Source organism: Fibrobacter succinogenes, assembly GCF_902779965.1.
GTDB lineage: Bacteria > Fibrobacterota > Fibrobacteria > Fibrobacterales > Fibrobacteraceae > Fibrobacter > Fibrobacter succinogenes_F.
Map to the genome: position 1 here is coordinate 26,946 of NZ_CACZDK010000020.1, position 26,823 is coordinate 53,768.

Annotated in this window: 19 protein-coding genes; 10 read left to right on the forward strand and 9 right to left on the reverse strand. The window is 43.0% G+C overall.

Annotated features, from left to right (window positions below):
* Window positions 1-223: 223 nt before the first annotated feature.
* Genes HUF13_RS10275 through HUF13_RS10285 form a run of 3 tightly spaced genes read left to right on the forward strand, consistent with a single transcriptional unit; the run spans window position 224 to window position 5,316 of the window.
* Window positions 224-772 carry a hypothetical protein gene (locus HUF13_RS10275; RefSeq protein ID WP_173475060.1) on the forward strand — a complete coding sequence of 183 codons (549 nt, stop codon included), beginning with the start codon at window positions 224-226 and terminating at the stop codon, window positions 770-772.
* Complete coding sequence (locus tag HUF13_RS10280) at window positions 759-4,415, forward strand: ATP-binding protein (protein WP_173475044.1); 3,657 nt, start codon at window positions 759-761, stop codon at window positions 4,413-4,415. Before HUF13_RS10275 ends, HUF13_RS10280 begins: the two co-directional genes overlap by 14 nt.
* A gap of 1 nt (window position 4,416) precedes the next feature.
* Complete coding sequence (locus tag HUF13_RS10285) at window positions 4,417-5,316, forward strand: hypothetical protein (RefSeq protein ID WP_173475045.1); 900 nt, start codon at window positions 4,417-4,419, stop codon at window positions 5,314-5,316.
* An 11-nt stretch (window positions 5,317-5,327) separates the two neighbouring features.
* Here HUF13_RS10285 and HUF13_RS10290 read toward each other — a convergent pair whose 3' ends face one another.
* Window positions 5,328-7,685, reverse strand: a complete 2,358-nt coding sequence (locus HUF13_RS10290; RefSeq protein WP_173475046.1) for an RND family transporter — start codon at window positions 7,683-7,685, stop codon at window positions 5,328-5,330.
* A 258-nt stretch (window positions 7,686-7,943) separates the two neighbouring features.
* Here HUF13_RS10290 and HUF13_RS10295 point away from each other — a divergent pair, with 258 nt between their 5' ends.
* From HUF13_RS10295 to HUF13_RS10305, 3 genes are read left to right on the forward strand one after another with little or no spacing between them, the layout of a single operon-like run.
* Window positions 7,944-8,549: an MptD family putative ECF transporter S component gene (locus HUF13_RS10295; RefSeq protein WP_173475047.1), complete on the forward strand. Its 606-nt coding sequence runs from the start codon at window positions 7,944-7,946 to the stop codon at window positions 8,547-8,549.
* Entirely contained in the window at window positions 8,524-9,276 is a 753-nt protein-coding gene (locus tag HUF13_RS10300) for an energy-coupling factor transporter transmembrane component T (protein ID WP_304039079.1), read from the forward strand. Before HUF13_RS10295 ends, HUF13_RS10300 begins: the two co-directional genes overlap by 26 nt.
* Window positions 9,277-9,335: 59 nt before the next feature.
* The gene (locus tag HUF13_RS10305; RefSeq protein ID WP_173475048.1) at window positions 9,336-10,844 is read left to right on the forward strand and encodes an ABC transporter ATP-binding protein; all 1,509 of its coding nucleotides are present in this window, start codon (window positions 9,336-9,338) and stop codon (window positions 10,842-10,844) included.
* Between the two features lie 72 nt (window positions 10,845-10,916).
* On the opposite strand, the gene HUF13_RS10310 is transcribed toward HUF13_RS10305, so the two are convergent.
* The 3 genes from HUF13_RS10310 to HUF13_RS10320 form a co-directional block, all read right to left on the reverse strand.
* Window positions 10,917-11,801 (reverse strand): DMT family transporter, encoded by an 885-nt coding sequence (locus tag HUF13_RS10310; RefSeq protein WP_173475049.1) that lies wholly within the window; start codon window positions 11,799-11,801, stop codon window positions 10,917-10,919.
* 31 nt (window positions 11,802-11,832) lie between these two features.
* On the reverse strand, window positions 11,833-13,164 hold the full coding sequence (locus HUF13_RS10315; protein ID WP_173475050.1) for an MATE family efflux transporter: 1,332 nt from the start codon (window positions 13,162-13,164) through the stop codon (window positions 11,833-11,835).
* A 91-nt stretch (window positions 13,165-13,255) separates the two neighbouring features.
* Window positions 13,256-14,152, reverse strand: coding sequence for an AraC family transcriptional regulator (locus HUF13_RS10320; RefSeq protein ID WP_173475051.1), 897 nt, complete (start codon window positions 14,150-14,152; stop codon window positions 13,256-13,258).
* 155 nt (window positions 14,153-14,307) lie between these two features.
* On the opposite strand from HUF13_RS10320, the gene HUF13_RS10325 reads away from it, so the two are divergent.
* The 3 genes from HUF13_RS10325 to HUF13_RS10335 all read left to right on the forward strand — a co-directional run bounded on the left by HUF13_RS10325 (window position 14,308) and on the right by HUF13_RS10335 (window position 19,930).
* The gene (locus HUF13_RS10325) at window positions 14,308-15,366 is read left to right on the forward strand and encodes an efflux RND transporter periplasmic adaptor subunit (RefSeq protein ID WP_173475052.1); all 1,059 of its coding nucleotides are present in this window, start codon (window positions 14,308-14,310) and stop codon (window positions 15,364-15,366) included.
* A gap of 9 nt (window positions 15,367-15,375) precedes the next feature.
* Entirely contained in the window at window positions 15,376-18,450 is a 3,075-nt protein-coding gene (locus tag HUF13_RS10330) for an efflux RND transporter permease subunit (RefSeq protein WP_173475053.1), read from the forward strand.
* Window positions 18,451-18,568: 118 nt separating this feature from the next.
* Window positions 18,569-19,930 carry a TolC family protein gene (locus HUF13_RS10335; protein ID WP_173475054.1) on the forward strand — a complete coding sequence of 454 codons (1,362 nt, stop codon included), beginning with the start codon at window positions 18,569-18,571 and terminating at the stop codon, window positions 19,928-19,930.
* A 222-nt stretch (window positions 19,931-20,152) separates the two neighbouring features.
* Here HUF13_RS10335 and HUF13_RS10340 read toward each other — a convergent pair whose 3' ends face one another.
* The 3 genes from HUF13_RS10340 to HUF13_RS10350 all read right to left on the reverse strand — a co-directional run bounded on the left by HUF13_RS10340 (window position 20,153) and on the right by HUF13_RS10350 (window position 21,724).
* On the reverse strand, window positions 20,153-20,554 hold the full coding sequence (locus tag HUF13_RS10340; protein ID WP_173466806.1) for a hypothetical protein: 402 nt from the start codon (window positions 20,552-20,554) through the stop codon (window positions 20,153-20,155).
* Between the two features lie 76 nt (window positions 20,555-20,630).
* Window positions 20,631-21,059: a hypothetical protein gene (locus HUF13_RS10345; RefSeq protein ID WP_173475055.1), complete on the reverse strand. Its 429-nt coding sequence runs from the start codon at window positions 21,057-21,059 to the stop codon at window positions 20,631-20,633.
* A 47-nt stretch (window positions 21,060-21,106) separates the two neighbouring features.
* Complete coding sequence (locus HUF13_RS10350) at window positions 21,107-21,724, reverse strand: DUF4405 domain-containing protein (protein WP_173475056.1); 618 nt, start codon at window positions 21,722-21,724, stop codon at window positions 21,107-21,109.
* A 275-nt stretch (window positions 21,725-21,999) separates the two neighbouring features.
* Between HUF13_RS10350 and HUF13_RS10355 the strand changes: the two genes are divergently transcribed.
* Window positions 22,000-25,641 carry an AAA family ATPase gene (locus HUF13_RS10355; RefSeq protein ID WP_173475057.1) on the forward strand — a complete coding sequence of 1,214 codons (3,642 nt, stop codon included), beginning with the start codon at window positions 22,000-22,002 and terminating at the stop codon, window positions 25,639-25,641.
* A gap of 60 nt (window positions 25,642-25,701) precedes the next feature.
* On the opposite strand, the gene HUF13_RS10360 is transcribed toward HUF13_RS10355, so the two are convergent.
* Both HUF13_RS10360 and HUF13_RS10365 read right to left on the reverse strand, forming a co-directional pair.
* Window positions 25,702-26,337: a DUF4405 domain-containing protein gene (locus HUF13_RS10360; RefSeq protein WP_173475058.1), complete on the reverse strand. Its 636-nt coding sequence runs from the start codon at window positions 26,335-26,337 to the stop codon at window positions 25,702-25,704.
* A 15-nt stretch (window positions 26,338-26,352) separates the two neighbouring features.
* On the reverse strand, window positions 26,353-26,823 hold a 471-nt coding region (locus HUF13_RS10365), incomplete at its 5' end, for a flavodoxin (RefSeq protein WP_304039081.1).

Below are 26,823 nucleotides of genomic sequence, written 5' to 3' on the forward strand. Positions count from 1 at the left end.
GCCAACGATGTTTTTCTTTGCAAATCGAATGTCCGGCGATGTACCCTCCGATAGTAGAGGTGCTATGCACAGGATTATCGCATCAAAAAATGACGCAATAAATGGATGCGATAAACTCTTAAAAATAACATGAGCTTTTTTACAAGAAATACTTTGCGTATTATTGAATGTTTCGGGTAAAATTACTCTGCGTACTGCTGAACTTTTATATTTTTCTTTTATGCTGAAATACTCCAAGGAAATTTTTGACATTTTGAGCAAGGGCTCGTTCATTTCGATGAACAGCGTTTCGCAGGCGAACCGTGCATATTTCGACCAGATTGAAGATGATTTTGAAAGCTACCGTGAATATTACGAAGGTATCGGCTTTGTGCTGGAGAGTGGTAACGGGTATTTTTACTTTTCGCGGCATGAGCAGAGGGTGAATGCGGTTGACAAGCTCTTGCGTTTTTGTGACTGGATTGACCGTCTGGATTTTTTGAAAACTTTCAATTCTGCGTTCGGCTCAGGATTCGTTTTTACCAAGGCGAAAATTCTGGAACGGATTTCATGCGACATGGAACTGAAGGATAAAGCGGTCAAGCTTTATGCCGACAAGAAAGTTTTTGCTGATGTAATCGACAGGTTGACCGATGATTTGATGAAAGCGGGTTTTGTGGAATTGGAAAACGACTTGGAAGGATTGTACAAAGTGACATCTGCATTCCATTATCTCGACGAATTGGTGAATTGTTTGAATATTGTGGAGGGAGCGGAAAATGAGATCCCTTAACAAGATTGTCTTTATCAACAGTGCTCATGTGCGTTATGCGGAAATTGGCCTGAACGGTAATGTTCATTTGATTGGTACGCAGGGCGTGGGCAAGAGTACTCTTTTGCGTGCAATTCTCTTTTTCTACAATGCGGACAAGCAAAAGCTTGGAATCCCAAAAGAGAAAAAGTCTTTTGACGATTTTTATTTTGAACAGTCAAATTCTTATGTTGTCTATGAAGTGGAACGCGATGAGTCGGCATTCTGCGTGTTGGTAAGCAAATCGAATGGTCGTGCGGTATTCCGTTTTATCGATTCGCCGTACAAAAAGGAATGGCTGATTGACGATAATGGCGAAGTGACTGCTGAAATGGCGACTGTTCGCACTCGGTTGAACGGTTGCTATATGAGCCCGATTGTCGATCGCTACGAAATGTTTCGCGACATTATTTACGGCAACCATCAGGCGGTGATGCGGAAGGAATTTTTCAAGTTTTCGATTGCGGAAAGTAGCCGCTACCAGAACATTCCGCGAAGCATTCAGAATGTTTTCCTCAACTCTAAACTCGATGCAGATTTTATCAAGGAAACAATAATTCAATCGATGGATAGCGAAAGTTCGTTTATCGACTTGGGATATTTCAGGCATCAAGTTTCGGAGTTCGAGCAGGAATATAGCGATATCGGGCTTTGGTTCACGACGAATAAGCGAGGAGAATGCGAGACGCGGTTTGATGCCGACCGCGTTGTTAAAATTTATCATTCGCTTTTGGGACTCAAAAAGAATATCGAGGATTGTGGCAAGCAACTGAATTATTCTTATCGCGTGGCTAAAGAGCAACTCCCGTCGATTGCGATTGAAATTGAAAAATCGAATGAAGCTTTGAATGAAACGATTCGTCTTATAAGCGAAGAAAGTGGCAAGTTCCACAAGGAACGCGACGGCTTGAATGCGGACTTGACGCTTGTTAAGGATAATTTGAAAAAGTGTCGCGATAAATTCCAGGAATACCAAGCAAAGAATATTGATGAGATTCTGAAAAAACAGGAACGCGAAGGCTCCTTGAAAATCGAGAAAGAACGATTGGAAGAACGTCGCCGCCTCCTGACTCGTGAATATGAAGATGTCGCCGAAAAGTTTGAGAATTTGCTGAAACAAGTTTCGCGGGCTTTGGAAGAATTTAAGCAAAATCAGAACATTCGCCTGAACGATAAAAATGCGGAGTTGTTGGAACAACGGCAGCGGGTGCTCGAAAAATTTGAACAAATGCGAGAAACGATTGTTGCTCGGTTTGATGAAAAACTGGTAAGCGTAAAAAATACAATTAATGCCTTGAATGCAGATCGTGTCGCTTGCGAAAAGGAGCTGCTAAGGCTTCTGTATGAACATCCGTTTAAAGATAAAATTAATGAATGCGATGAACAACTGAAATCATTGAATGCTCACGAATGTGAAATAAAAGTGCTGAAGTCTGCATGCCAAGCGGAGTTGAACAAACTTTCTGCTCAACGAGATGCCGAGCTGGAACGCAATCGCGTTGAATACGAAAAAGAGAATGATGCCTTGGTTGCGGAAAATCGAGGCTTTGCCGCTCAGCTCAAAAGCCTTGACGATTTGCTGGAACGGCAAAAGGGTTCGCTTTATGAATGGCTTAGCCAGAATAAACCGGGTTGGGAAAATTCTATTGGCAAGGTAGTCGATGAGGAATCGGTTCTGTACAATACGGATCTTTCTCCGGAACTTGTAGATGGAGACGCTCTTTTCGGCGTGAAAATCAATCTTGAAGATTTGCCGATTCGTGTGCGAACGCCCGAAGAAATTGCGACCGAGAAAAAATCAATTTTGAAGTCCGTTGAAGACAACAAGTCAAAACAGACGGAATTGTCGGATGCTCTTGAAAAGAATAATTCGGCGGTAGAACGCTCGTATGCCCCTAAGATTAAGCCGCTTTTGGAAAATATCAGAAACGCCGAAAATGAACTCGTGCAGATTCCGATAAAGCGTAAGCGTTTGGAAAATGAACGCGAAAAATGGAATCGCGATGATGCTGCGAAAATTGAAAAACGTAAGAATGAAATTCAGTCGCAACAGAATGTCATCTCTGAAAAACTGTTGAATGCCGAGGAACAGCAGAATAAAATTATCGCAGATAAAAATCGCGAACTGAAAGCAAACGAAAAAGCGAAACAGCAAGAAAATGAATCTCTTCAAAATGCGTTTAATGATTTCCGCGTGCAGATTCTTGCAGAAATTGAAACACGCAAGAACGAAGCGGAAAACGAACGTAAATTGTTGTTGCAGCAGCGTGACGAAGAGCTGAAAAATAAGAATGTCGATGTCAGCGTTTTGAAGGAATGCGAAGCGGAAATTGATAATGTACAGCAACAGCTAAACGAAATAGAACGGAATCGCGATTTGGTCGCTCGTTATCGATACGACAAGCAGGAATTCTTCGACCATGATGACGAATTCAAAAATGAAAAACGCGATTTAGAAAGTCGTTTGAACGATTTGCAACAAAAGTTCAATGCTCGCAAGGAACGCCTTGAAGCGAAGCGTGCGGAGCAAAATGAAATTTTGCAGCAGAACCGCGAAACGGATCGCAAGTTGAAGGAGTCCGTTGAAGAAACGGATAAATTCTCCGTTTCAAGTTTCTGCCCAGAAAATATAAAGAGCGTTGGCGAAACACCGAATGCCCGGCTCTGTACTGAAATTTTGACTGAACTCAAGGAATCGTTGATGAACGCTCAAAAGCGAAGCAAGGAACTTGAGATGTCTATTAACAAGTTCAAGGGGCGTTTTTCCAGACGCAACACGTTCAAGTTCAAGATGGAATTGAATAGCGAAAGCGATTTCATGGATTTTGCGGACAATTTGAGCGACTTTTTGTTGAACGAAAAGATTGAGGAATATCGCAAACGTACGAGCGGTCGATATTCCGACATTTTGGCTCGCGTTGCAAAAGAAGTTGGCGATGTTACGCGTCAAAAATCTGAAATCGAGAAAATTGTTTTGAATATTAATCGCGATTTTGTCGAAAAGAATTTTGCAGGCGTAATCAAGAGTATCGCTTTGCGTACCGAAGAATCGAATGACAAGCTGATGCGTTTGATGCTTGCGATGCAGAGATTCTATGCAGAAAATCAGTATGCGTTGGGTGAATTGAACTTGTTCTCAATGGGCGATACGGAAAGTGCGAATCGCGGAGCGGTTGATTTGCTTTTGCAATTTGTGAAGTCACTAAATGACGAACCGACGCGTAATACATTAAAACTTTCGGATGCATTCCGCTTGCAGTTCCGCGTACAAGAAAACGATAACGATACTGGATGGATTGACAAAATTTCTAATGTGGGTTCCGAAGGTACGGATGTACTCGTGAAAGCAATGGTGAACATCATGCTCATCAATGTTTTCAAGACGCAGGCTTCACGCAAGTTCGGCGAATTTAAACTCCACTGCATGATGGACGAAATCGGAAAACTCCACCCGAAGAATGCAAATGGCATTTTGAAATTTGCGAATAGTCGAAACATTTATTTGGTGAATGGCTCACCTACAACGCAGAGTGTGTCGGAATATCGCTACACGTATTTGCTCGAAAAGAATGCAAAATCGCAAACCGTGGTAAGGCCGTTAATGACAAGAGCTCTAGGAGTGTAATTTGGCGTACAATATTACAACAGCGTTATTGAATAAATTGATAGTTCTTGCCAACGGAGATGAACTCCCCGCAAGCGACTGTAAAGGAGTTATTTTTGCCGAATTGCTAAAGGAAGGTTTGCTGATTTCATTCCCAAAAGGACGAGGTTCTTTTTGCAAAGCTCCAAATGGAAATGCCTTACGAGCTTATCTAGCCATTCGAGATGATGCGTTCAAAGATTTAGAAAAAAGCGAAGAGATGTATCGTAGGCTTTCTTGGGCGGAAAGTAGCATCAGACCGTTGGCCATGCGAAAGGAACAAGCTGTATCAACAGGTAATTCAAAAATTCGAACTGCCCGTAGTTGCAAGGGGTTCTTGGTAAACTGCTATGAACCGATACCAGTGAGTCTCAATGGAAAACATTTTGATTTGAATCCGCCTGATGGATCCTTTGTTTTTATCGCTGATTACGAAAATTTCTTTGTCCCAGAAAATGTGATAGTTGTGGGCATAGAGAATATGGAAAATTTCCGCTATATTGAACGGCAGAAAACATTGTTCAAACAAATTGTTCCCTTTGTTAAGCCGCAACCATTACTATTTGTAGCTCGCTATCCGCAGTCCGGTGATTTGATTCGTTGGCTCTGTGGCAACGACAATTATTATATGCATTTTGGCGATTTAGACCTTGCTGGCATCAATATCTATCTTACCGAGTTTTATGCCAAACTTGAGGAGCGTTCCGCTTTCTTTGTTCCAAATGATGCTGAAAAACGCATTGAAAACGGCAGCCGCGAACGCTACGACAACCAGATTCTGAAATTCGAGAATATGAAAGTGACCGATTCGAGAGTTCAACCGCTTGTGAATCTAATCAAGAAACATCACAAGTGTTACGACCAAGAAGGATATATCGAGTAGCTGAAATCTTTTTACGAGCGTTTCTCTCTCCCATACGGCTTGGTGACGTACACAAGGGCGGTGGTGAGCGTGTAATCGGCAATGAGGGCTGCTGCAAGACCAATGATGGAGAGTAATCCGACGTTGTGCAGTGCGCCCATGGGGCTGAAGATGAACACGAAGAACATTGCGCAGAGAATGAATGTTGTCATACCCATCGTCTTTCCGATTTCGCGGTAAGAGAGCAATAGCGCTTTTTTGTAGCTGCTCGTGCGTTCGTAACCGTATTTGATGTGATTGTTCATGTGGATGGTGTCGTCAACGGCGATGCCCAAAATCATCGGCATGACGATCATCGTTATCATGTCAAGTGGCATTCCCGAATAGCCCATGACGCCACCGATTAAAAGTACGGGGGCGACGTTTGGAATCATGCCGATGAGGCCCGCCTTGATGCTCCCGAATGCGAGAATCATCATGATGGCGATGATGACAAATGAACCTCCGAACGAACGCAACAGTCCATTTACGAGCTTGCCGTTCATTTCGGCATAGTTCACGACTTCGCCGACGATTGAAGTTTTAGCGTCCGGGAAAATTTGCGCGGCGTACGATTTTGCGGAATCGAGGTCTTCAACGATTTTCTTGGCATCGTACCCAGAGAGTTCTATGTGGATGAATGTCGTTTTGTAATCTTCGTCCATGCGTTCAAAGAGCGCGTCGGCATCTGAAATTTCGTAGAGGAACAGCAGTTGCGTGAGCATGTCCTGCGCATCGGGAATCTTGTAGTATTCTGTGCTGTCGCTGTTCAGCGTGCGGTTCATTTCTTTCACGAGCCGCGTTACGGATTGAACGCGGGGTTTGTCTCCTGAAATTTTTGTGAGCTGGAGCGTGCCGAGTTTTTGTTCGAGGGATTCGATACGTTTCATGTTGACTGGATTTTTCAGTGCATCACTTTCGTTGAATTCAATCATTACGTTGAAATCGTAGAGGCTTCCGAGTTTGCCGCTAAGCATGTCCATAAGCCTTGTGACGAACGGGATTTTTTCGCCCATCGTTTTTGTGTAGTCCATGTTCACGTCAATGTTCATCACGCCTGGAATTTGCAACAACATTATGGCGGCGGAAATTGCAGCGATGATGCCGCTGTGCCTGCAAACTTTGCGACCGAAGAATTCAAAGAGGATGTCGGCCTTGGTGGCGCCGGCCGTTTTCACTTCTGTCGGGTCGGGCTTTGCGTTTTTGCCGAAGCTCATGAGAATCGGAATCAAGATAATGACGTACAAATAAACCATGAAGACGATGCCTGCCGAAATGCCGCCGATCCAGCGGATGGGGCGGATGCCTGCGAACAGGAACGAAATCAGCGAGGCAACGGTGGTAATGACGGTAAAGAGGATCGGCCAGCCGGTTTCTTCGACAGCGTTTATCACGGATTCGCGGCGGTTGCCCGTGCGCCTAAAGTGCATGCGGAATGAATTGATGTAATGGATGGAGTAGCCGACCGAAAGTGCCATGCCTAAAAGTATGGGGAGTGCGACCATGCTTTCGTCGCCGACGATACCGAGCCAAGCGTTTACGCCGAGCACTGAGGCGATTCCTCCGACGGTTGCGATGGCGGGGACAATGACTCCGCGCAAGGAACGTACAAATAAAATAAGGCATGCAAGCATGACGGTAAAGCCAATACCAATGCGCATAGCGCATTCACGCGAGATGACTTCGTTTTCTTCCATTTCGGTGTAGCTCATGCCGGTTGGGAGCATCTCGAACTTGTCGCTTTTGAATTCATCGGAGAGAATGACGTTGCGAGCGAAAGGCGCGATACTGTCTTTGCCGAAATCGATGCCTCCTTCGTATGATTTCAACGAGAGAATAACCCATGTTTCTTTCGCGTCGTCGGAGACGATGTTGTTCACGAGAGATTCTCGGCTCATGATGAGCGATTTCTTGGCGGCGAGCTGTGCTGAATCTGTCGGGATGCCGCTTTCGAACGGGTCGATGACTTCGAAGCCTTCGTTATTTGCAATAGGGATGGATAAGTTGTGTGTGAGTGAAACAACGCGGTCGGCGTAAGGGACCTCATTTTCGAGACGCTTGGAAAGTCGGTCGATGGCGCTTAAAACTTCGGGGGCGAAAACATCGTTAGCACGGACCATCACCATGTAGCCGTCATCGCTGCCGAAAACGTTATTGAAGTGCGCTTGGTCAATTTTGACTTTGTCCCAATCATCGAACCATTCTTCTTCGCTGCTGGTCATTTGCAATTGCGGAAGCCCGAGGCATGCGGCGAGAGTCACAAGAATTGTTGCAAGTAAAATCAGCCAACGGAATTTAATTTGAAAACGCCCCAGGCGGGCGAAAACTTTATTAACTCGAGAAACTTGCATAACATCCTCCCAAAAATTTTGCCCGAAAATAATATAACGTGTAGCGTTTTTCTACTCCAATCGGACGCGGAAAAAACATGGGTGGATATAGTATGTGTACGAAAAGTTAAACGGGGCTAAACTGCGTCTAAATGGAGTAGAATTTAATGGGAAAATTTCTCTATTTTTGCCCCAAAAAAGTATCCACAATTGGAACTGTTTAAGGAGATTCCCGATGGTTCGGCGGGCTTACCAAACTTAGTCGGGGATGACAAGAAAATGAAAACTACTGGAAAAAAATCTTCGAATACGTTGGTGCGTGACCTCGTGAACGTGGGCATTTTTGGTGCACTTTACCTTGCTCTTTCTGGACTTGGAGCGAGTATCGGTTTTATTCCTGCGTTTATTGTGGTTTCCACATGCGTAGTGAGCTTGGTGACGAGCGTCCCGCTATTCCTTTTCTTTTCGAAAGTCGAAAGGCCTTTACTTTGCTGCGTGTTGCTTTGCATGCTTTTTGGCGTTGTCATGGTGTTCTCTGGCCACGGAATTTCTTTTGGTTTGCTTTGCGTGGTGTATGGCGTTTTGGCGGGCCTTTGCTTAAAGCTGTTCCACAAGAATTTTGTGGGATGTCTGCTTGCTAATGTGATGATTAGTTTTGTGCCTTCTTCAATGATGATTCCGCTTTGGTCTTCGACCGAAGAATACTTGGCGTATTGCAGTTCTGTTTGCGATAAGGCTTATATTGCTCATTTGGCGGAGCTTTCTAGCAGCTATTGGCCTTTGATTGGACTTTTTAGCTTTGGTGCCGCAGGCGCTGTGGTGGGTGGATTCATTGCTCGTCGCATGATGAAAAAGCATTTTGAACGCATCGGACTTGCAAAATAGCGTCATTGCGAGGAACGAAGTGACGAAGCAATCTAGGAATCTTGCGTTTGCATTAGATCCGCGTACAAAACTGTTTTTAGCGGTGGTGGCAAACGGCATGGTTTTTACCGCTCCACTATTCTATAGTTTGTTGATGGTTGTTGTAACGTCTATATTGCTATTATTTGAGGGAAAGTGGAAATTTGTTTGCGCTTTCTTTTTTGTTTATTTGACTGCTGGCTTTTTCTTTGATTTTGTGAAAAATTTGGATATTGGTACCTCGGGTACGATAATTCTTGCGTCGTTGTTTTTGATGTACCGCATTATGCCGGCCTGCGTTGTGCTTTATTATGTGATAACAACTACCAAGGTCAATGAATTTTTGGCATGCATGTCGCGGATGCATATTTCGAACAAGGTGACGATACCCTTAATTGTGATGATTCGATTTTTCCCTACGGTGTATGATGAATCCCGTGCGATTGGCAATGCGATGCGGATGCGCGGAATCCGTTTGTTCAGTTTGCGGACGCTGAAAAATCCGGTGGCGTTTCTTGAATATCGGCTAGTACCGCTTTTGGTTTCTATTACGAAAATTGGCGATGAACTTTCGATTGCCGCAGTAACGCGTGGACTCTCGACGGATACGAAACGCACTTGCGTTGCAAAGATTGGGTTCCGCTGGGCGGATGCTGCTGTGTGGGCTTATTGTATTGTTGTGGTTGTAATGTTTTTACTCCGTAATTAGTGCTGTTACGTCATTGCGAGCGTAGCGAAACAATCCGTCTTAATTGTCTTTCCCAACCTATGAACATTTCTTTAAAAAACATTTCCTTTTCTTACTCCGATTCCCTGGATGATGCGATTCTCAAGAATTTGAATTTGGAGATTCGTTCGGGCGAGTGCGTTGTGCTGGCGGGGGAGTCGGGTTGCGGAAAGACGACGATTTCAAAACTCATTAACGGTTTGATTCCGCATTACCATTCGGGAACGATGGATGGTGATGTGCAGCTCGGCGACAAGAATACCGCCGATATGACGCTTGCCGAAATTTCAAGAGTCGTGGGTTCCGTTTTCCAGAATCCGCGTTCGCAATTTTTCAACATTGATACGGATTGCGAACTTGCTTTTGGTTGCGAAAATTTGGGAATGGATCCCGAAGAAATCAAACAGCGCGTGGAAAATGTTGTCCAGGAATTTCATTTAGAGCATTTGCTGGGTCGTAGCATTTTTAACCTTTCGGGCGGCGAAAAACAGAAAATCGCGTGTGCGTCTGTTGCGGCGACGGACCCTGAAATTTTTGTGCTCGACGAGCCTTCGGCTAATCTTGACTTGAAAACTGTCGCAGACCTCGCCGAAATTATCAAGTTCTGGAAATCTCGCGGCAAGACCGTTGTTGTCGTGGAACACCGCATCCATTACTTGCGCGAAATTGCAGACCGGATTTGCTATGTAAAAGACGGCAGCATTGCACACGAATGGACTCCAGCGGAACTAGAAGCGAAAGGTCCGGAATATGCGGCAAGCCTCGGACTGCGTTGCATGAATTTGGAACAATTGCGCGAAGGGATGGTTCGGCAAGCGCACCGACATAACGACATTGCGAGCGGTGAAATTGACGATGTTGCGAGCGACAAAAATAACGTCATTGCGAGCGAAGCGAAGCAATCTATCATTTTCGACAATCTCACTTTCTCATACCATCGCAAGCATCTGATTTTAGATATTGATCGTCTTGAACTCCCGTGTGGGCAAATTACGGCGCTGATTGGTCATAACGGTGCTGGCAAATCGACGCTTGCGCAAGTATTGTGCGGATTGCAGGGCTCTTGGCGTCAAAAGCGTGCGGCTCGCAAGCGCGGCACGTACTTGATTATGCAAGATGTGAACCATCAGCTTTTTACCGAAAGCGTTCTGGATGAAGTCCTGCTCGGCATGAAACCGCAAGATGAAAAGTTGGCTCTTGAAATTCTTGAAGGTCTCAATCTCAAACAATATGCGGACAATCATCCGATGGCTCTTTCGGGCGGGCAAAAACAGCGTGTCGCTATCGGCAGCGGAATTTCGAGCGGGTGCGATGTTGTTGTGTTTGACGAACCCACAAGCGGTCTTGACTATAGGCAAATGCTTGCTGTTTCTGCGACGCTTAAAAAGCTTGCCGCCAGCGGAAAAACGCTACTCGTGATTACGCATGACCCTGAATTTATTTTAAACAGTTGTCAATCCGTGGTTCGCATGGAATACGGAAAAGTCGTAGAACAGTATCCGCTGTTAGGCAATCAGGAAAAATTGATAGAAGCGATGCTGAATGTGTAGCGGAATAACAAAATGCAAAATTAAAAAATGCAATAAATTGGTCAAAACGCACTGATTTGCGCCTCGATCGAATTATGTAGAGTGCGTGCGGTCAAGTGTTTCGTAAACGACGAACGTCGTCCCGATAATCATGACCAAGAGTGCCACGATGTATTGCAGCGTGATTTTTTCGTTCAGGAGTACGACAGAAAATAGGACGCCAATAAATGGCGCTATAGCGTAAAACGCACTTGTCTTTGCGGCGCCCAGATATTTTTGTGCTCGGATGTATGTAAAAATGCTCAGACCGTAAGCCACAAAGCCGAGCAGCAGGGCGAGCGGGATGTATTTTGCGGCAAAATTCATTTCGCCTGTAGTAAGCGAAACGACGATGGAACCGATTCCGGAACAGAGGCCTTTTATGGTCACAATCTGGTATGTGCTTTTATCCGAAATTTTGCGGGTGCAGTTGTTTTCTAGCCCCCAGCAGATGGTCGCTCCGAGAACGAAAATGGAACCAATTGAAAAATTAAAAGCTTGGATATTTTCAAACGAGAGGATGAAACTGGACGCCGTAATAAACAAAATGGCAAGCCATAAACATAAAGAAACTCTTTCTCTGAAAATGAAAAATGCAATCAGTGTTGTCGCGACGATTTCAAAGTTTCCGAGCAGAGATGCATTGCTGGATGTTCCGTACTTTACGCCAAACATAAGCAAAATGGGCGCGACGATGTCGAGTAATACCATTCCCAACGTGTAAGGAAAATCGTTCCTATCTAATCGTTCTAATTGGGGCTCGTGCTTGATGTGAAATAAGTAGAGAATACCAACACCGAATCCTGCACCGATATAAAGTAACCCTGCCATAAAAACAGGTGAAATATGACCAAGTAATATTTTTGAACAAGGAACGTTCAATGCGTAAAATGCGGCAGCTAGAATAGCGTAAAAAATTGCAATGAGTTTCTTGTTCATGATCCCCGAGTAGTATTTCGTACTTAAAAAATCAATAGTAACCATATTTCTTTCGGTATCGCACAAGGCAAGCTGCCGTAAATATAAATGATGCGACTTCTGCAACCACGGTCGACGCCCAAATTCCATCGACTCCGAATGCAATGGGTAGCGTGAGTACGGCTAGGATCTCAAAAAGGAAAGTCCTGAAGAAAGAGATAAGGCCTGAGACCAACCCGTTGTTTAAAGCGGTGAAAAACGAGGACCCTGCGTAGTTTACTCCCATCAGTAAATAGGCGAAAGAATAAATGTATATGCCGTGACGGATCATTTCGAATAAATTGAGATCGTAGCTTCCAAAAATGTATGCGAGTGGATATGCTAAAATTTCAGAGGTTGCCGTTAGCAAGAAGCCTGCGAAGATGACGATGACCAAATCTTTCCTGAACAGATTTTTGAGTTCTTCTGTATTGCTAGCGCCGTAGTGATAACTTACGATAGGAGCTCTGCCAAATGAATACCCCATATAAATGGTTGAGAATATGTAGCTTGTATACATAATGGCTCCATAAGCGGCTACACCTGTATCGCCTGCGAATTTGATAAGCTGGTAATTGTAGAGCATGCTTACAACTGACATGGCGATATTTGATACCAATTCGGAAATACCGTTTGTCGAAGTCGTTAACAGTGCTGAACCATCAAAGCAAGGCTTTACAAGACTCAATGGAGTCTTGTTGGGCAAAAGGAAAAATATCAAGGGGACAATCCCGCCAACCATCTGGCCGATTACCGTTGCAAATGCCGCTCCGGAAATCCCCCATTTTAAAATGACGATAAAAACAAGGTCTAATAAAATATTGGTGACGCCCGCTACGACCGTAACTATAAAACTTAATTTTGGCCGTTCCGCTACGATAAAAAAACAATAGAAAATATGCTGGAATATGAACGCGGTTCCGCCGAGAACGGCAATGCGCCCATAGTGGGTTGCTTGAGTAAGTAATTCACCGTTTGCTCCCAAAAAGCATACGATATTTTCCATGAAAAACGAGATGGCAATACTTACGATGATTCCAAATGCGAACATGGTATAGACAATCATCGAAAAGACCTGATTTGCCTTGACCTTATTCTGTTCGCCCAAAAGCTTTGCAACAAGGGCGCTGCCGCCAGCTCCCATCATTACGCCGACAGAAGCAAGAAACATAAGAATCGGCATGACGAAATTTACTGCGGCAAATGCTGTTTTACCGACAAAATTCGATACGAAAATTCCGTCGACTATGCTGTAAATTGTAGTGAAAAATAATGTTAAAATAGATGGCAGAACAAAGCGTAGTAGCCGTGGATATGTAAAGTGGTCTGAAAGTTTTATTTCCATTGTCTAACAAATTTAGATAAGTCTAACATTTTTGTCAAAGGACTACAGAAAAATCGTGGAACAGTATCCGCTTTCAGGGAATGAGAACCGCTTATTCCTTTTTCTCGCGGAAGGCTTTGGGCGTCATCCCTGTCATGCGCTTGAAAAATTTCCCGAAGAAGCCTACATCAATAAAGTTCAGCTCGTTTGAAATTTCTTGAATGTCTTTTTGCGTTGATTGTAAAAGAACCTTGGCGTCTAGGGCGATGTATTCGTCAATCCATTGTTTTGCGCCTTTGCCGCTCATTTCTTCAATGACTGTAGAAAGGTATTTGGGGGTGATGAAAAGTTCGTCAGCGTAATATTTGACACTGTGATTTTGGCGGTGTTCTTCTTCGACTTTTTGCAGAAATGCGTTGAATAAAGCTTTTTTTCGATTAGAACCTTGCGGCTCAATGCTTTTTTCTGTTAAAATGTCGATGCATTCAAACGCAATGGATAGTACAAGGTTCTTAATGATTTGATAATGGTAGCGATTGTCTTTTGTGAGTTTAATTTTTTCTTGCAGGTGTCTGAACGATTTTTTTATTTGTTCAAATTTTTCACCATCCTTTTTCTGGAATGGCGATTGTTTTGCATGCTGAAAAAGTTGTAAACTGTCTTTGACTTGAGACATTAAGTCGTTCATCATGTCCATTGAACACGCGATACATAACGGTTTAATGTCATTGCTTATGCTGATAACATGGATGATTTGCCCTGGAAATACGACAAAAATACAGCCTTTTTCCAACTCGTATGTCGTTGTGTTCACTTCGATTGTGCTGTGGCCTTTTTCAATTAAAAATAATGCAAGACCTTGTATGTAAAAATAGCCAGATGTGTCTAGCCCTTCAATGTTTTCAAAAAAGACAATTTTCCCAGGAACAGTGTTTGACTGCTTCAAAAAATCTAATAGGGAAAGGTCGGCTTTCTTTATGTTATTTGCGTTTGTAGGCTTTCTTTTCATAAAATCGAATAACAAATGTTTAAAATTGCTCCTAGTAAAAATTACCTCAATTTTGCCTAAAAAGTCACTAAAAAGTTTGAATTATGGTAAAAATTTCTGTTTTTGGCGAAATTTTAACCTTATAATTGACGAGCCTAAATCATATTTTTTAAAGTATGAATACGAAATTGTACATACTTCCTCTTTTGATATTGTCTCTTGTTGCTTGCGAAAGTGACTTCAATTCTCGCAATGACAAGAAAATCGCTCAGAAACAAACGCCGATAGTTAAAGTCGAGACTATTGTCGCTAAGAATTCAAATGTCGGCAGTTCGTTGCGTTACGCGGGTTCTATAGCCGAAGTCGCGACAACGATGGTAAGCTTTTCTTCGCCGGGGACGGTGAAGTCGGTGCATGTGACCGAAGGCAAAAAGATGAACAAGGGTGCGCTCGTGGCGACCTTGGATGATACTTCTGCAAAGAGTGCCTTGGAGATTGCCTCTGCTTTGAAAAATCAGGCGGAAGATGCGCGCGCCCGTATGGAAAAGTTGCATGAGAACAAGACCATTTCTGAAATCCAGTGGATGGATGTTGAAAGTAAATATAGGCAGGCTATTGCTGCGGAGAAACTTGCGCAAAAGGCGCTGGATGATTGCAAACTTTACGCCCCTGCAACGGGAATTGTTGTGGGCAAATCGCTTGAAATCGGGCAGAATGTTGTACCGAGTTCTCCTGTGTTTCGCATTGTGAATATCGCGACGGTCAAGGCGGTTGCCTCCGTTCCCGAAAAAGATGTTGCTATGCTCAATGTGGGTGACAAAGTAGAAGTCCGTGTCGGTGCACTTGGCGATAAAACTTTTGAAGGGAAGATTACAAATAAGGGAATTTCTGCTAATCCGCTTTCGCGTTCTTACCAAATCGAAGCTGAACTGAAAAATAAGAGTGGCGAGCTTTTGCCGGGAATGCTTTTGGAAATGTTCATCGATAGTAAAAATTCTCTCGCTGGTGTAGAACTCCCCGCATCTGCGGTGCTTTTGGATGAATACAATCGCTCTTTTGTTTGGGTCGTCCGTGGTGGAAAAACGATGAGAAAAAATGTTGAAACCTCTCTAGGAAATGGTTCACAGCTTTTGGTGCAGGGAATTGACGATGGTGATTCCGTTGTGGTAAAGGGAATGTCCAAGGTGGGCGAGGGTGACCGAGTTCAAACGGCAAATCAGGCTGTTGCTCGATAGGGGAATTCTATGAAAAAGAAACGTTCCTTTGTTGAAACCGCCATGCGTTATCGCGGCATTGTGTTTATGCTTTGCTGCATTTTGGTGCTATTGGGCGTTTATGGCCTTTCTGCTAATCGAAAAAATGAGTTCCCTGAATTTACAGTGCGTCAGGGCGTTGTGATTGCGGTTTATCCCGGTGCAACTGTAAAAGAAGTGGAAGACCGTGTTACGAAACCGCTTGAAGATTACATCTTCACTTATGGCGATGTCAAAAAAAGCAAAACGACTTCTATGACTCGCGATGGCATGGTGATTGTTCAGGTGGCGCTTGAAGATTACGTGTATGACAAAGATGGATTTTGGAGTCGATTCAAGCATGGTGTTTCGCAGTTCAAGTCGAGTTTGCCTGCTGGAGTCCTTGCAATCATCGTGATGGATGATTTTGGCGATGCTTCGTCGATGCTCTTGGCGATAGAAAGCAAGAATAAAACTTATCGTGAATTGGGTGAATATCTTGACGGACTTGCGGATAACTTAAGACCGCTTGAAAGTGTCGGCCGCATTACGCGTTTTGGCGAACAGAAAGACCAGATTTCTATTTATCTGGATAACGAAAAACTTTCCCAATATGGGCTGGGCTACAAGTCGGTGACCGCGTTCCTTTCGGGGCAAGGCCTCGTGAATATTGCGGGAACCTTAAGGGACGGCGATTACAACCACCCGATTTATGTGGAAAGCGGCGTGAATTCTTTAGAAAGTGTCCGCGAAACAATTGTCTTTAGTGCGCCTGACGGAAGTGTGGTTCGCTTGAAAGATGTAGCCCGTGTGGAACGCGAATATCCTGATCGTACAGCCTATATCGAAGTGAACGGCAACAAGTGCGTGATGCTTAGCATCGAAATGAAAAAAGGCCACGACATCGTGAAAATGGGCAAGGAAATAAAACAGGTGCTTTCGGAATTTGAAAGCAGCTTGCCTGAAGAAGTCAAGATGTTCCGCATTACGGACCAGACGGAAGTTGTTGGCAAAAGTATTGATGACTTTTTGAGAGAAATCTTGGTTGCCGTATTGGCGGTTATTATTGTGGTTGTTCTGTTGCAACCTTTCAAGGTGGCATTGATTGCGGCTTCGACTATTCCAATATCCATTTTCATTTCGCTTGGGCTTTTCTTTGGCCTCGGCTACGAAATAAACGGTGTGACGCTTGCAGCCTTGATGGTGTCGCTGGGAATGATTGTAGATAATTCCATCGTGATATTGGATGATTATCAAGAACGAATTTATGGTTCTGGTACACGCTGGAGAGCGGCGGAACATAGCGCCGTTCATTTCTTGAAATCGATTTTTTCGGCTACGCTCGCCATAAGCATTACCTTCTTCCCGTTCTTGGTGACGATGAATGGAATGTTTAGCGATTTTGTGACAACATTCCCGTGGGCGGTGACTATCGTTCTTTCGATTTCTTTGCTCGTGGCGATATTTATTGTTCCCTATTTGCAATTTGCTTTCTTAAAACCGAAAACAAAAAAGAAGAGCAAGTTCTCTTTTGAGAGTCTCTCGAACTTTATCTATGAACGCGTTTTAAGAACTTGTTTCAGGTTCCCAAAATTGACCATTCTTGTGGCGGTTATTTGTGTTGTCTTGGGCGCGGTTATGATTATTTCTCGCCCCATAAAACTCATGCCGATTGCGGAACGCAACCAGCTCTCAGTAGAATTCTATTTGCCGAACGGGACTTCGATTAATCAGACTTCTGCCGTGGCGGATAGCATGAAGTGTATCTTGGAAAAAGATCCGAGAGTCACCTACATTACGACATTCAAGGGAATGTCTTCGCCGCGTTTTCATATGACTTATGCACCGCAATTTGCCGGTGAAAATTTTGCGCAGTTTATCGTAAATACCGAAAGTGCTCATGCTACAGAAGAGATTATCAAGGAGTATTCGGAAAAATATGTAGATCATTTTGCAAATGTATTTGTGCGCTTTAAACAGCTCAGCTTTAGCGATGCCGCATCGCCAATAGAAATTAGAATCTCCGATGGAACGGATGAAAATCGTAAAGTTGCAAGCGAAAAGGTGAAAAATTATTTGCGGGGTCTCCCAGGTGTTTATCTTGTTCGCAGTTCCTATGGAGAACCTTTGAGCGGCATTAAAGTTTCGCTTGACGAAAATGCTTCGAAACTTGGGGTGAACCAGTTTTCTGTCGAGGCGATGCTTGCTTCTCGCTACAATGCCGGATTCCCGATTGCAAATCTTTGGGAAGGCAATAGAAATGTTCCTGTTGTGCTTAAGGGAACGCATGCTGATTCTGCAAGTTTTTCGAATCTTGAAAATGAACAAATCGCAACTTATGGCGGACTTTCTAATGCGCCGCTCCGTCAGATTGCAAAATTCTCGCCTGTATTCAACGAGGGCGCGCGCGATAGAAGGAATGGTCTCCCGACGGTGACGATTTCTGCCGAAGTTTCGCAGAATGTCAGTGCGAATGACCTTGCTTTAAAACATTTTGAATCGTTGAAAAAACTGACTGCCAGCGAAGGGGTTAAATTGGAGCTTGGTGGCGAAGCGGCCTCTGTTATCGAAACGCTTCCTGGACTCCTTAAAGGTCTCGTCGTGGCTGTTGCTATGATGTTCTTTATCATGGTATGGCACTTCCGAAAAATTCGTATCGCGTTCACGTTGTTCTCGTTGCTTTCGCTTTCTATTTTCGGGACGGGTGTTGCCATGTGGATTACGGATATGGATTTCACGATTACGGGCGTCCTTGGCATGGTGAGCTTGTTTGGAATTATGGTGCGTAATGGAATTATCATGATTGATTATGCTGAGGAATTGAAACGCAAGGAACATTTGAGTCCCAAAAATGCCATATACAATTCGGCACTTAGGCGTATGCGTCCGATATTCCTGACTTCGGCGGCGGCTTCTGCGGGAGTCTTACCTATGATGGTGAGTGGAGATGGTCTGTGGGTGCCTATGGCCATCATCATTTTCTGGGGAACGCTTGTGACGATGTGCTTGATTTTGACTGTGCTGCCCGTTGCTTATTGGGGTGTAAGTTGTATGAAATTCAGACGCAGGAAAGTGATTAGTGGTTAGTGGTTGGTGATTAGTGATTAGGAAAAAGTAGGCGATAGGCAGTGGATGGTAAGAAGTAAACGTTCTCTTTGCGTCATTCTGAGGACCGAAGGGACGAAGAATCCAGGGAGTTTATAAAATGAATAAATTGAATAACATAATGGTTGCTCTTATTTTTAGCATTTCCGCATCGTTCGCGGCGGATGTGTATACGCTTGATGATTGCTTGCGTATTGCACGCGAAAATAATGCGACTTTGAAAAGTGCGAAAGTGAATCGCCAAATGGCCGAAGAAACCGAAGGAAGCGCCTTCCCGGCGTATTTCCCGAAGGTGTTTGCCGGTGGTTTTGCCTTTATCTCGAACGATTTCTTGGTAAAACAAAAAATGGATCTGTCCAAAGAAATGGAAAGTGTCGGACAACAAGTTGCGCCGACCTTGGTGCAGGCGGGGATTGACCCTTCTTTGTTGTCAGGACTTCCGACGACTTTTAATATGGGAATGGTTGATAAAGGAATTATTGGGCATTTGACTTTGATTCAGCCGATTTTTGTGGGCGGACAAATTTACAACGGCAATCAGCTTGCCAAAATTGGAACTCGTGTTGCCAAATTGCAGGAAACTCTTACCGAAACGGAAATCCGCAAGAATACGGAGACCTATTACTGGCTCATTATTTCGCTTAAGGAAAAGTTGAAAACACTTGCCGAAGCCGAAAAACAGGTGGATGGAATTTATAGCGATGTCCAAGTTGCTGTAGAAGCGGGGGTCGCTGTGAAAAATGATTTGCTTCGTGTTGAACTCGAAAAGAAAAAGCTGCAAAGCAATCGTCTGAAACTTGAAAATGGAATCTCGGTCGCAAAGCTGATGCTGGCGCGGCAAATGAACCGCGACAATGCTGATTTTGACCTTGCCGATGCTGATCTTTCACAAATAACGCCGCCTGAATCTTACGCGATTTCTGCTGACGATGGTGTTGAACGCCGTGCCGAAAGTAAGTTGCTTGCCATCAGTCGCGAAGCTGCCGAAAAGGAGCGTTCGATGGAACGCGGCAAAGTTCTCCCAACTCTTGCTGTTGGCGCAAGTTTGCTTTATCAAAACTTGCTTGACGATGATGCTGTGAATGGCGTGCTTTTTGCATCGCTTACGGTGCCGATTTCGGATTGGTGGAGCAATAGCTATTCTACCGCCAAGCTTGACTTGAAGGCGCAAAAGGCGGCGATTGACGAGGTAGAAAACAAGAACTTGATCAAGGTGGATATTGATGCCAAATGGAACACGCTGAACGAATCCTTCAAACAAATAGAAATCAGTCGTGATGCCATTGCCCAGGCCGAAGAAAACTTGCGCATACAACGTGAATTTTACAATGCGGGCACTGCGACGCTTAGCAATTTGCTAGAAGCGGAAACGTTGCGCCAGCAAGCTGCGGATTCGTACACCGAAACTGTCACAGGATATTACACTGCAGTCTGTGCGTACTTGACTGCAACAGGCCGGTGAACGGAACGGGAATGCGTTGGGTTATTCTTGCTTTCAGTGTAGCTTTTTGTGTAGTTTTATTATGTAGTCCTATCTGTAGTTTTTAGGTCATTGCTTACGTTTTCAATTCTCGTGTCGTATGAGTAGCTTGTGGCAAAGCCTGATGTATTTATTCAACGAAAACTTTTAGAAAGATAAACGGATGCCGAGCTTTCGACATCCGCTTTGTTTTATGTTTTACGTTTACTTGATGAATGCGTGAAGCAGTTTTTTCGCTTCATCGCCTGTGGCAAATCGCGTTTCGACAACCGTGTGGTATTCGAATCCCGAGAATTGTTGCAAGTGGAATGCTGCGAATTCATGGTCTCGCGAGTAGCAGAGATTCAGTTTCATGTTCCCGTTATCGCTTGTTTTGGGGCGACCATTCTTTTGCAGGACGGCGTCGAGTTCAGCGGGGGAGGCTTCGAGAATTGCTTTTGCTTTTTGCCCTTCTGCGGGAGCGAATTCCAATGCGGTCCCTACGACAGGAGAATTTGTCGGGGCGTAAGTGACTTTGGTTTTGAGGCCGAAAAAGGCTTTTTCGGTTTTGATATAAATTTGATTGAAGAGGGCTGTCGCCATCTCCATTTTGGAAATGTTTTCCATGTTCTTTCTCTTTGTTAAAAGTTTAAATTTTGCCGCTTGTTTGTGCGGCGGAATGTGTATCGAGAGAAAGAACTTGTTAACAAAGTATTCGTTTTAATGTGAATACGTAATATTCTTTGGGAATTTGATATGCAAGGGGTGTCGGAAAGCCGTTATGTATTCCGATCGATGCAAAAACTTTTTGAATAGTGTGCTTTGCACCCCATTTAAATGCTGCTGCATCGCGACCGCCAATTCCTTGAAAACCCGCATTCCGTAAAGTACGTGAAAGCGCCTGTTGCCCGGCTCTTCGCATGAGCAGAACGGCTTCTGATGAAACTTCTCGCGACAGAAAATGTGACTTTTCGTGAGCGGCGTCTTGGTTGAATTCGGCATAGCTTAATTCGACGCTTGAGTTTAATTCAACATCGTAGTCATAAACAAAAGACCCTTCGACAACCGCGGCGAGAATTGCAAAAAATGCCGCCGCAATCATCAAAAGGAAATTTTGTTTAATGGTTTTCATCAAAGTTTAAAATAGAATTTTTATAAGGGCGAAGTTTCACATTTTTGTCAGCGTGAGTATTTAACCATCGCCGTCATCGCAAGGTGCATCACCACCGCGAACATCGCCATGATGGCGATGTAGTCTAGTACGAACAGCAAATAGCCGTGTTCCAGATCCAGGAAGAAGAATGGTTGCTGGAGCGTAAGGTATTTCCAGAGACCGCGGGCGACAAAAGCATATATTCCGTAAGCGGCAAGCGCAAACGTTATGCCTGTGGCGACCTTTCCGCGAATAAACAGCGACAAGTGTAGCCCGATGTGTAGCGAGACGAATACGAGATACCAGTGACTTGCTTGCATGTGGGCGTTGCGGGCAAAATTTGCTCCACTTTCGATTCCGAGCCAAGAAAACACGTGATTCGATAGCATAATCCCGCTTATCATCAAGAACAGAACGCACACGATAACGCCAGCGTTAACAATCGTCCGCACGATTCTCAACGCGTTGTATTTTCCCTTGAGTACGCCCTTGATCCACGCACGGTTCCAAACAACGTGTACCGCCCACAAAACAAACTGCACAACGCCCAAGATTTCGTGGACGAGTCTACTGTCAAGTTCGCCGCCGAAAACATTGTAAAAAAGACCGTTCCCACCCATCAATATGAGGGTGAGTACGGCCATTGTTATATCTAATGTACGGCGGGCTATTTTACCCACTTGTCCACTTCCTTCTGCGCTTTTTCGCGTTCATTCTGTGCGACATGTCCCTAGATGGCGAGTCCCGCAGTCACGTTCGCGCCGGTCACCCCAACGCAGCTGTAACTATTGAAAACAGGCTTCTCTAGGATTGTTTACCCACTTGAACAAACTTGAAAAGCGTATATTTTACAGGAATATAATTCAAAATCACAGACCACATTTGGCGGTTTGGGGCTGATTGAGTAAAAAGGAAAATTATGCAGAATTCAAAAAACATAACAGTAAGAGTCCCATGGCAGGATAACGGTTGGAAAGGAACATTATGCAATCATCCACAAGACAACTTTTCCTGCAAGTATTTAAAAGGCATCGCAGATAAAAAGAATTGTGATTTTGAATGTCTTTTTGCTGCAAAAAAGTTTACAGACCTAACTATACAAGATCAAGAGAAAATCCCTTGTATTAAAGAGAACGCAGCATTTTTATCAGAAGATGCTTTGTCTTTTATGGCTGAATACCCATATTCATCATATACTGGTCTTGAACATATTAAACCTACAAAAGTTGATATTTTATCCAAATCATTAATTTCCCGTCCTTACCGATGGCTTAGAACAGAGGATTCACTGGCTTCTTCTATTGTTATTAATTACAGTGAAAAACGTGAAGATGAATACAAGGCATCGCATAAAAATTCAAAAAATCATCCAATAAATAATACATGGATAAACGAGCCCCAAAACCAAAAAGCCGTTCTTGAATATTACTATGACAATGTTAACGAAAAATCTTTGATTGTACCGTATTTAAAGAATGTCCCTTTTACAGAAGATAGCCGTCGAGTTGTTTTGGGCATTGGTTTTGTAAAAAAAGTACATGATACACAACACTATGATTCATCTGATGCATCTATAACGACAACCCCTTCTTTATGGGACAAAATCATTGAACATGATATTGTCAATAACGGTTTTATATTTCCTTATAAAAAATTGTATGATTATTGGCAAGCAAACAGCCAGCCCAATATTGACAAGTATATTCTATTTGCTGATGACGATTATCGGGATCAATTTAGCAACGGTTCTGAATTGATATCATACGATGCATTAATCAGCATTTTAAAAAAGGCTAAAAAATGTTATAAAGAAATTTCAACAGATATTCCTACAATCATTTTTGATTATGGCAAAATTTCAAGCTGGATAGACTCACAAATTGAGCGCTTACAAAATGAACGTGGAATATATCCCGGTCTTGGAACGCTTCTTCTCTCTTCAGGAAAGTTTACAACAAAAATTAATGATGAAGATAAAAATATAGCTCTAGATATTATTAAAAATATTTCATTTAATGGAACTCAAGACTCCATCAATGAATTGAACAAAGCAATCGATGACTACAATGGTGAATTTTCCGCAACACAAAAAGCCAAAGCAAAAAAATTTATTAAAGATAATCTTAAAACAATTAAAAATCTTTCTCGTTTTATTTGTAGCGAAGAACAATTCGCGGATATTTTGCAAAACGAGGCAATTTATGGTGATTTCATAAACAATCCTTATTTATTATTTGAAAATTCTTTACAAAACAAGCTGGATTTACAGATTCCATTAACACTTCTTGATAATGGCATGTTTTTTAATGTGCAAAAACAAAAAGAAGACAAAGATTTAACAATAATTGAGGCAGATTCTAAAGAAAGACTTAGGGCTTTTTTGATACGTGAACTCGATGAACAAGCACAAAATTATGGTCATACGACATTGCCGGACACTCGTTTAGTTGAGTTAATAAATGCCAGAAACCTAATACATGATTTGCATTTTGACACTGATAGTATAGAACTTTTTGAAGATTACTTAAAAGAAAAAATAATCATCAAAAAAATTAAAGAAACAACTTATTTAAAATTAAAGAGTATAGAAGAATTTGACAAAGTTGCTCGTGATGAAATAGGAAAAAGAGTAAAATCCGAAAAAATCAATTTAGATATAGATAGTTTTAAGAAAATCCTAAAGGAGAAACTTTCAAAATTTGACGGTAATGATACTCCAAAGGGAAAATTAGCCGCAGAAGAAAAGCTGGCGGCTTTAGCAAAACTCGCTCAAAATCAAATTTCTGTTTTAATTGGAGATGCCGGTACAGGTAAAACAACTGTACTTTCCGCTTTGTGCGCGCACCCCGAAATCAATACAAAAGTCTTATTACTTGCTCCTACTGGCAAAGCGAGAGTTAGAATGTGGGATGCAACCGGCAAGCAATATGATTCAAAAACCATTGCTGGATTTTTAATTGGAGACAACAGTTTCGACTGGAATACAGGCCGGTACCGGCTTCCAAGAACATCAAAGGTTGAATTATCCGATTATACGGTAATTATAGATGAATGTTCGATGCTCACAACCGAAATGTTTGCAGCAGTTTTGAAAGCAGCGTCATGTGCCAAAAGAATTATCTTTGTTGGCGACCCGAATCAGCTCCCCCCCATAGGTTGTGGCAAGCCCTTTTCCGATTTAGTTGACCATTTTACAAAGAATTATCTTTCCAATATTGCTAAGCTTTCCCAGACTATGCGAAGCAATATTTCAGAGACGAATGACTTTGCGGCTTGGTTTAAAGGTGGTAGCAACCCAGATGAAAGTATTTTAGATTCCATCGAAAAAGGTGAATCAGGAATTCGTTTTAGAAAATACGAAGATGAAAAACTTAATGATGTAATTATTGATGAAATTGTAAATGTTGCTGGGATGGAAAATAAAGATGATATAAAAAAATTTGACATTAGTTTAGGAGCTTTTATTAATGGTCAATACACAAATTTTAATGTTGGTGGATTTTTTGGTGTTCCAAAAAATGGTGGCTCTGGTTCAAAAGCAGAAAATTGGCAAATTCTAACTCCTGTAAAAAACTCTCCTGATGGCATTTATTCTATTAATGAAATAATCCACGAAAAGTATCGTCCAACACATTATTCTAAGTTTAAAGAGGTTAACAATTACTATTCTGAGGTTTGTGGACTTCAAAAAATTGGTGTTGGCGATAAAGTCATATGTACAAAGAATGGAACCTCAGACTCGTATCCGAAAAATGATTTTAATTATATTGCAAATGGTGAAATCGGGATAAGAGTTAGCAGTGCAAAAGGAACAAATTTCCCAAATGTTGAATTTTCTACTCAACTTGGAGTAACATATTACGGAAAAAAATATAATGATAACATGTACCCATGGAAATATTATGGAGATGATGACGACGGAGATTTAGAACTTGCTTATGCAATCACCGTTCATAAAGCACAAGGTAGTCAATTTAAAAATGTAATCCTTGTGTTAAATAAAAACAGCAGAATGTTATCTCGAGAACTTCTGTATACAGCCATAACTAGACAACAGAATGGACTCGTAATTTTATATAACGACAATTTTAGAAATCTTTTACGTTTTTCTTCGGATGCTTATTCAGAATTAGCTAAACGTTGTACCGATTTGTTTACGAATCCAAATTTCATCAATATAGAAGATAAAGGCTGGTACGAAAAAGAAAAAATTCACAGAACAGACAATGGTATAATGGTTCGTTCAAAATCAGAAGTGATTATAGCCAACGAATTAGAAAAAGCAGGACTTGATTGGCATTATGAAAATGATGGCAACTATATAATAATTAATGGCAACAAGTATTTACCAGATTTTGTCATAAATCATAATGGTAAAAAATATTACTGGGAACATCTAGGTCTTCTTAAAGAAAAAGATTATAGAGAAAAATGGGAAAAGAAGAAAAATGACTATCTAAGTCTTGAAAGTATTATCCTGAAAACTACACAAGACCAAGCAAACGGTGGTATTGATTGCAAAGCCATTTTAGATACTATTGAAGAAATTAAAGACAATTAATGCTCTATTGAGTAAACTTTCGCACTAGAAGGTCTTACGAATACAGGTATCGTGCATTCATTAGCGTGAGTATTTAACCATCGCCGTCATCGCAAGGTGCATCGCCACCGCGAACAGCGCCATAATGGCGATGTAATCTAGTGTAAACAGCAGATAGCCACGTTCCAGATCCAAGAAGAAGAACGGTTGCTGGAGCGTAAGGTATTTCCAGAGGCCGCGAGCGATAAAGGCGTAAATTCCGTAAGCGGCGAGCGCAAACGTTATGCCCGTTGCAACTTTTCCACGGATGAACAGCGACAAATGCAATCCGATATGGAGCGAGACAAATATAAGATACCAGTGACTTGCAAGCATGTGGGTGTTGCGGGCAAAACTGGCTCCACTTTCAATGCCGAGCCAAGAAAATACATGGTTCGAAAGCATGATTCCGCTCACCATCAAGAAAATTGCGCACAAAAGAATCCCGCAATTCACGACTGCCTGCAAGATGCGGAATACGTTGTAGCGGCCCTTGAACAGCGAAAGGAAGAATCGCCGGTTCAGCGTGATGTGCACCGCCCACAGAACAAGCAGCACCACGCCCAGAATCTCGTGAACGGCGGTCGATTCAAAGAAGTAATTGCCGCCCATCAGCACGAGCGTCGCGACCGTCATCGCGATATCAAGAGGCATACGGATTTTGGCGGAAATAGGCATATCAGGGAATATACATTATTTCGTCTTCACGCCGTTTTTCTCGAGCCACTTGGCCACATCTTTCGAGAGTCTTGAACCGCCAGAATAATGCACCGAAAGTCCTTCGCCGATTTTTGCGTTGGGCGCGAGTTTCGCAATCGCGGTGATGCTCTGGCCAAAGCGCCCGCCACCGTGGGAGCAGAACGGCAGAAGCCGCTTGCCCGTAAAGTCGTAACTTTCGAGCAAAGTCGCAATAGGCATCGGGATACTCGCCCACCAGTTGGGGTAACCGATGATAATCGTTTCGTAACCGGCCCACTTCTTTGCGTCAGGCTTTTTCTTGAGGGCAGGGCGCGCCTGTTTGTGCTGATCGTTCTGTGCCTGCTTCAAGACGGTGTTGTAGTCTTCGGAATAAGGCTTCACGAGTTCAAGTTCCACCATGTCGAAACCGGTCTGCTTCTTGATTTCGCGGGCGACACCGCGGGTATTCCCGCTCCAGGAATAGAA

Excerpts from the sequence above, each read along its gene's own strand:
- HUF13_RS10360 (WP_173475058.1), bottom strand. The coding sequence starts at position 26,337 with ATGCCTATTTCCGCCAAAATCCGTATGCCTCTTGATATCGCGATGACG.
- HUF13_RS10320 (WP_173475051.1), bottom strand. The coding sequence starts at position 14,152 with ATGAAAAGAAAGCCTACAAACGCAAATAACATAAAGAAAGCCGACCTT.
- HUF13_RS10280 (WP_173475044.1), top strand. The coding sequence starts at position 759 with ATGAGATCCCTTAACAAGATTGTCTTTATCAACAGTGCTCATGTGCGT.
- HUF13_RS10335 (WP_173475054.1), top strand. The coding sequence starts at position 18,569 with ATGAATAAATTGAATAACATAATGGTTGCTCTTATTTTTAGCATTTCC.
- HUF13_RS10345 (WP_173475055.1), bottom strand. The coding sequence starts at position 21,059 with ATGAAAACCATTAAACAAAATTTCCTTTTGATGATTGCGGCGGCATTT.
- HUF13_RS10310 (WP_173475049.1), bottom strand. The coding sequence starts at position 11,801 with ATGAACAAGAAACTCATTGCAATTTTTTACGCTATTCTAGCTGCCGCA.
- HUF13_RS10295 (WP_173475047.1), top strand. The coding sequence starts at position 7,944 with ATGAAAACTACTGGAAAAAAATCTTCGAATACGTTGGTGCGTGACCTC.
- HUF13_RS10325 (WP_173475052.1), top strand. The coding sequence starts at position 14,308 with ATGAATACGAAATTGTACATACTTCCTCTTTTGATATTGTCTCTTGTT.
- HUF13_RS10340 (WP_173466806.1), bottom strand. The coding sequence starts at position 20,554 with ATGGAAAACATTTCCAAAATGGAGATGGCGACAGCCCTCTTCAATCAA.
- HUF13_RS10355 (WP_173475057.1), top strand. The coding sequence starts at position 22,000 with ATGCAGAATTCAAAAAACATAACAGTAAGAGTCCCATGGCAGGATAAC.
- HUF13_RS10290 (WP_173475046.1), bottom strand. The coding sequence starts at position 7,685 with ATGCAAGTTTCTCGAGTTAATAAAGTTTTCGCCCGCCTGGGGCGTTTT.
- HUF13_RS10330 (WP_173475053.1), top strand. The coding sequence starts at position 15,376 with ATGAAAAAGAAACGTTCCTTTGTTGAAACCGCCATGCGTTATCGCGGC.
- HUF13_RS10350 (WP_173475056.1), bottom strand. The coding sequence starts at position 21,724 with ATGGCCGTACTCACCCTCATATTGATGGGTGGGAACGGTCTTTTTTAC.
- HUF13_RS10305 (WP_173475048.1), top strand. The coding sequence starts at position 9,336 with ATGAACATTTCTTTAAAAAACATTTCCTTTTCTTACTCCGATTCCCTG.
- HUF13_RS10315 (WP_173475050.1), bottom strand. The coding sequence starts at position 13,164 with ATGGAAATAAAACTTTCAGACCACTTTACATATCCACGGCTACTACGC.